This is a genomic window from Acidiphilium sp. 20-67-58 (assembly GCF_002255515.1).
Taxonomy (GTDB): Bacteria; Pseudomonadota; Alphaproteobacteria; order Acetobacterales; family Acetobacteraceae; genus Acidiphilium.
This window is the reverse complement of sequence record NZ_NCAS01000066.1, coordinates 1-5,408: the sequence shown is the minus strand read 5'-3', so window position 1 is coordinate 5,408 and position 5,408 is coordinate 1. Positions and strand designations below refer to the sequence as shown.

Below are 5,408 nucleotides of genomic sequence, written 5' to 3'. Positions count from 1 at the left end.
GGCGCGCCATCGCCACACGATATGACAAAACCGCACGAAATTTCCTCGCTGGTATTTGCCTCGTCCTCGCCGTCACATCTTGGATCAGTTGAGTCCAGAACCTAGAGCACCAAACCCGATCCGAAAGGACCGGGAAGTGAGCTAATGATTGACAGTCATGACCGTGAACCGACAGGTCAAGCGCCGCACGGTTCTGTGGATCCATGAACCATGCAAGAAAAAATACCTTAGTCACATGCGACCATAGTCGCTTGTTCCATTGAGCCAATATATTGTGCAGAATTGAAAGCCTTGGTAGCGGCGGGCGGATTTGAACCACCGACCAAGGGATTATGATTCCCCTGCTCTACCGCTGAGCTACGCCGCCCCATGGCTGGCGTTGAGGTAGCGTCACAGGAGGAGCAAGTCAATCATGTTGTCTTCATGGCCGCCCCGCCCGGTGATAGGGGTGTCCGGCGAGGATGCATTGCGCCCGGTAGAGCTGTTCGGCGAGCACGGCGCGGGCGAAAAGATGGGGCAGGGTCAGCCGGCCAAGCGACAGCACGGCCTCGGCGCGCTCGATGATCCGCCGCTCCAACCCTTCGGCGCCGCCGATGACGAAGGCTAGCGGCCGGGCGGTCTCGCGCCACGAGGCGAGCATTGCGGCGAAGGTAGCACTGTCAGGCGCCTTGCCGTCGAGATCGAGAGCGATGACCAGATCGTCGGCGGTAAGGCGGCGGAGGATCGCGTCTGCCTCGCGCCGCTTGATCTCAGCCGGGCTTCCGGTGCCATCGGGCAGGGCGACAACTTCCAGCCGGGGCTGGAGCCGCGCGGCGTAGCGGGCGACGAGATCGGCTTCCGGTCCCCTAGTATCGCGCCCGATCGCAACGATGCGCAACCGGGCGCTCGGAGCCGTCACACCGGCTCGTCCAGATCGGCACTCCACATCTTTTCAAGCGCGTAGAGCTCGCGCGCTTCCTGCTTGAAGAGATGGACGACGATGTCGCCGGCATCGACCAGCACCCAGTCCGATCCGCCGGCCCCCTCGACCTGCACGCGCTTGACGCCGATGGTGGCGAGCTTCTCGAGCAGGTGGGTCGCCATCGCGGCGATCTGCCGGTCGGCAAGGCCGGTGGCCACCACCATCCGGTCGGCAAAGCTGGCACGGCTGGCAAGGTCGATCGTCACGATATCCTCGGCCTTGTCGTCGGCTAGGCTCTCGGTGATGACCTGTTCCATCTGCGCGAGCCGTTCGGCAGCCTTGTCCGCGCTGCGGCGCTGGCGTGCGGTTTGCGGCGCGGGGCCGGCGATGGCGGCCTTCTTGCGCGGGGTTCCTGGGGTCTTGGGTGCAGCCTCGGCGGGAAGCGGCGGCTTGCGCTTCGCCGCCGGCTTTCGCGGTGCGGCGGTGGGCGGGGTCGAGCGGGTCGGCGGGCGGGCTATGGCCGGTCTCCTTGAATGCCGTGCGACGCGCCTGCCTTGCGGGCACGGGCGCGCAGCGCGGTGGCTGATAATGGATTTTCGCGCGCGGGCAGCCAAGTCCAGGCCGGCGGTGGGCTGCCGGCGAGGGTCGCCGCCGAGCGCGCAGCGATCCGTGCATTTCGTAGCACATCCGCGGCCCGCCCGGCCAGCGCGGCGCGCGTTTCGCCCGGCCGCGGCAGCACGGCGATCGGCACGGCGGCGGCAATATCACGCCAGCGGTGCCAGCGGTGCAACTGGGCGAGGTTGTCTGCCCCCATGATCCAGACGAAGTGCGCGCGGGGAAACCGGCGGCGCAGCTTGGCCAGGGTGTCGGCGGTCCGGCGGGTTCCGAGCGCGGCTTCGATCCCCGTTGCGACGAGTCGCCGCCCGTCGGCAAGCCGTGTCGCGGAGGCGAAGCGTTCGGCGAAGGGTGCCATGTCGGCGCGGCTCTTCAGCGGATTGCCGGGCGAGACCATGAGCCAGATCTGATCGAGTTGCAGCGCCCGGCGCGCCGCAGTCGCGACGTGACGATGGCCCTCATGCGCGGGGTTGAAGCTGCCGCCGAGCAGGCCGATGCGCAGTGGCCTGCGGTCGCCGAAGCGCGGCAGTCGGTCAATGTTCAGGGACGCACCTGGCCGGTGCCGACGACGTGGTAGCGGAATGTCGTCAGCTGTCCCGGGCCGATCGGGCCGCGGGCGTGGATCCGCCCGGTGGCGATGCCGATCTCGGCGCCGAAGCCGAACTCGCCGCCATCGCAGAACTGGGTCGAAGCGTTCCACATCGCCACCGCGCTGTCGGTGCCGGCGAGAAAACGGCCAGCCTCATCGGCGTTTTCGGTGACGATCGCCTCGGTATGCGACGAGCCGTGCCGGGAGATGTGGTCGAGTGCTGCGTCGAGATCGTCGACGACGCTGACCGAAAGCACCGAATCGAGCCATTCGGTGTCGAAATCATCGGGCCCCGCGGCGGGGAGATTCGGCACGATGGCCCGCGCGCGGTCGTCGGCGCGGAAGGTGCAGCCAAGGGCGGCGAGATCCTCGATCAGGCGCGGGAGCAGAGCAGGGGCGATGGCTGCGTCGATCAGCAGGGTTTCAGTGGCGCCGCAGATGCCGGTCCGCCGCATTTTCGCGTTGGCGAGCACGGTTCGGGCCATCCCCGGATCGGCCTCGGCATGGATGTAGGTGTGGTTGAGCCCCTCGGCATGCGCGAGCACGGGCACTCTTGCCTCGCGTTGCACCCGCTCGACCAGCGACTTGCCGCCGCGCGGGATGATGAGGTCGATCTGCCCTGACGCGCCCAGCATCGCCGCGACGAAGGCGCGGTCGATATTCGGGGCGATCTGCACGGCGCCATCGGGAAATCCGGCCTGGCGCAGGCCCTTGGTCATCGCGAGATAGATCGCGGTATTCGAATGATAGCTCTCCGAGCCGCCGCGCAGGATCACCGCATTGCCCGACTTGATGCAGATCGCGGCAGCATCGGCGCCGACATTGGGGCGGCTTTCATAGATCATGCCGATCACCCCGAGCGGCTGCGGCACGCGGCGGATCACGAGGCCGTTGGGCCGCGTCCATTCGGTGCGGCTGCCTGCCAGCGGGTCGGGCAGGTCGGCAATCGCCTCGATTCCGGCGGCGATCGCCTCGATGCGCGCCTCGTTCAGCAGCAGCCGGTCACGCATCGCCGGCGATCCCGCGAAACTGTCGAGGTCGCGGGCGTTGGCGGCGAGGATGTTCACGGCGTGAATGCGCAACTCGGCCGCGGCGGCGCGCAGTGCGCCATCGCGCCGGGCCGCCGGCATTGCCGCAAGGCCACGCATGGCAGCGCGCGCGCGGCCGGTGGCGGCGTTAAGGAATTCTTCGGCTTTATGGGTCGCGGTGTCCATGGCGGAAGAATTGCGCGCCCGCGGCCGGCAAATCAACCGTCAAACCGTGGATCGCCCTTTCGGCCGCGTCCCGGACAAGCTATCCCGGAGCGGCCAGGAGACAGTGCGGGGGTTTTTCGTGCCGGACATCGCCACCAGGGACGCCGTCGGAACCGCCGTGCTGCGGCCGCTCACGCAGGAGGATGCCGCCCGCTTCCACCAACTCATCAATGATTGGGACATCTGCCGCCGGCTGCCGGAAGCGCCGTTTCCCTATCCGCTGGAGACGGCCGAGGCCTGGGTGGCTGCGGCGGTGGCCGATCGTGAGGCCGGGCGCGCTCATGAATTCGCGATTCTCGATGCCGATGGCGGCATGATCGGCAGTGCCGGGCTGCGGCTCGATGCCGCGCGGGGCAGCGCTGCGCTGGGCTACTGGATCGGCCGACGTTTCTGGCGACGCGGGCATGCGGGGGCGGCGGTCGCCGAATTGCTGCACTGGGGGTTCGCCGAGCTGCCGATCACCATGATCGAGGCGACGGTGGCCGCCGACAATGCGGCCTCGGTCGCGCTGCTCGAACGCGCCGGGTTCAGCGCGACGGGGCGGGGCCATGCGAAGTTCATCGGTCAGCCCGGCGCGAGCCTGCCGGTGGTGCATTACGCGATCACGCGGGAGGCGCTGGCGCTGCGCCATCTCGCAGCTCCCGAACCGGTGGCGGCGACCGCGGTCACTGCCGTGAAGCCGCTGGTGCTGGTGGCCGCCTGCGCGCTGGTCGATATCGAGGGGCGCATCCTGCTGGCCCGTCGCCCGCCGGGGAAGAAGATGGCGGGGCTGTGGGAGTTTCCGGGCGGCAAGCTCGCCCCGGGCGAAACCCCTGAACAGGCGCTGGTGCGCGAGATGGAGGAAGAACTCGGCATTCGGCTCCGCGAGGAGGATGTCGCCCCGTTCGCCTTTGCCTCGCACGCTTATGACCAGTTTCATCTGCTGATGCCGCTCTATCTCGCCCGCCGCTGGAGCGGCACGCCCGAGCCGCGCGAGGGCCAGGCACTGGCCTGGGTGGCGCCGGACCGGCTCGATGAATACCCGATGCCGCCGGCCGACCGTCCGCTGCTGCCGCTGCTGCGCGATTTTCTGTGATCCGGGAGACCTGTATGCCCAGCAACCCCACCGCCGCCATCCTGATCATCGGCAACGAGATTCTCTCGGGCCGTACGCAGGACGTGAACACGAAATTCATCGCCGGTCGTCTCGCAGTGCTCGGCCACCGGCTCGAGGAGGTGCGGGTCGTGCCGGATATCGCCGAGCGGATCGTCCGCGCGGTCAATGAACTGCGCGCTGCCTATGACAATTTGTTCACCACCGGCGGCATCGGGCCGACGCATGACGACATCACCAGCGAATGCATCGCCGCCGCCTTCGGCGTGCCGTGGGAAAAGCATCAGGAGAGCTGGGACGCGCTGGAGCGGCATCTCGGCCGTGAGCAGTTCAACGAGGCGCGGCAGCGCATGGCGATGCTGCCGCGCGGTGCCGTGCCGATCCCGAACTCGGTCTCGATCGCGCCGGGATTCTCCATCGGCAACGTGCATGTGATGGCCGGCGTACCGCGGATCATGCAGGCGATGTTCACCGGGCTGGAGACGGTGCTGACGCGCGGCACGCCGATCGCGATGCGGGCGGTGCATGGGCTCGGGGTGAAGGAAGGCAGCATCGCGGCCCGGCTCTCGGCGATCCAGGCGCGGTATCCGCAGATCGACGTTGGCAGCTATCCGTTCTACCGCGAGGCCGGCAGCGGGGTGGCGGTTGTTGTCAAAGGTACGGATGTCGAGGCGCTGGATGCCGCAGCCGGTGAGGCCGAGTCGCTCATCGCAGCCGAGGGCATCACGCCGGTCCGGGGTGAACCGCCGGTGTGATGCCGGCACGGCTAGAGCACTTCCCGATCCTTTCGGATCGGATGTAGCGCTCTATCGTATTGATAAAAATAGTATCTTTGCCCAATCAAATGATTCCATCTGATCGGATGATGCTCTAGGTTCTGTACCTATTGCCATGACTACGGGGCGTCTGATTCAAGTCTGTTCGGAGGACTTGGAACATGGCGGAACTTTTCTGGCT

General features: G+C 67.4%; 6 protein-coding genes and 1 tRNA gene. 2 read left to right on the top strand and 5 right to left on the bottom strand.

The genetic code is table 11. From position 1 onward, the window contains the following. Positions 1-292 precede the first annotated feature (292 nt). From B7Z76_RS15415 to B7Z76_RS15395, 5 genes are all read right to left on the bottom strand, one after another. A tRNA-Met gene (locus B7Z76_RS15415) sits at positions 293-367 on the bottom strand. A gap of 54 nt (positions 368-421) precedes the next feature. Next, positions 422-898 (bottom strand): 23S rRNA (pseudouridine(1915)-N(3))-methyltransferase RlmH, encoded by a 477-nt coding sequence (locus B7Z76_RS15410; protein ID WP_236656252.1) that lies wholly within the window; start codon positions 896-898, stop codon positions 422-424. Beyond that, positions 895-1,290, bottom strand: a complete 396-nt coding sequence (gene rsfS, locus B7Z76_RS15405; protein WP_291345069.1) for a ribosome silencing factor — start codon at positions 1,288-1,290, stop codon at positions 895-897. The genes B7Z76_RS15410 and rsfS overlap by 4 nt, the downstream gene beginning before the upstream one ends. Before the next feature lie 125 nt (positions 1,291-1,415). Continuing rightward, complete coding sequence (locus tag B7Z76_RS15400; RefSeq protein ID WP_366925318.1) at positions 1,416-2,045, bottom strand: nicotinate-nucleotide adenylyltransferase; 630 nt, start codon at positions 2,043-2,045, stop codon at positions 1,416-1,418. Positions 2,046-2,056: 11 nt separating this feature from the next. Next, entirely contained in the window at positions 2,057-3,319 is a 1,263-nt protein-coding gene (locus tag B7Z76_RS15395) for a glutamate-5-semialdehyde dehydrogenase (protein WP_291345065.1), read from the bottom strand. Positions 3,320-3,422: 103 nt separating this feature from the next. On the opposite strand from B7Z76_RS15395, the gene B7Z76_RS15390 reads away from it, so the two are divergent. Together B7Z76_RS15390 and B7Z76_RS15385 are read left to right on the top strand one after the other, a co-directional pair. Next, complete coding sequence (locus tag B7Z76_RS15390; RefSeq protein WP_291345063.1) at positions 3,423-4,433, top strand: bifunctional GNAT family N-acetyltransferase/(deoxy)nucleoside triphosphate pyrophosphohydrolase; 1,011 nt, start codon at positions 3,423-3,425, stop codon at positions 4,431-4,433. Positions 4,434-4,447: 14 nt separating this feature from the next. Next, positions 4,448-5,206, top strand: a complete 759-nt coding sequence (locus B7Z76_RS15385; protein ID WP_291345061.1) for a molybdopterin-binding protein — start codon at positions 4,448-4,450, stop codon at positions 5,204-5,206. Positions 5,207-5,408: the final 202 nt, after the last annotated feature.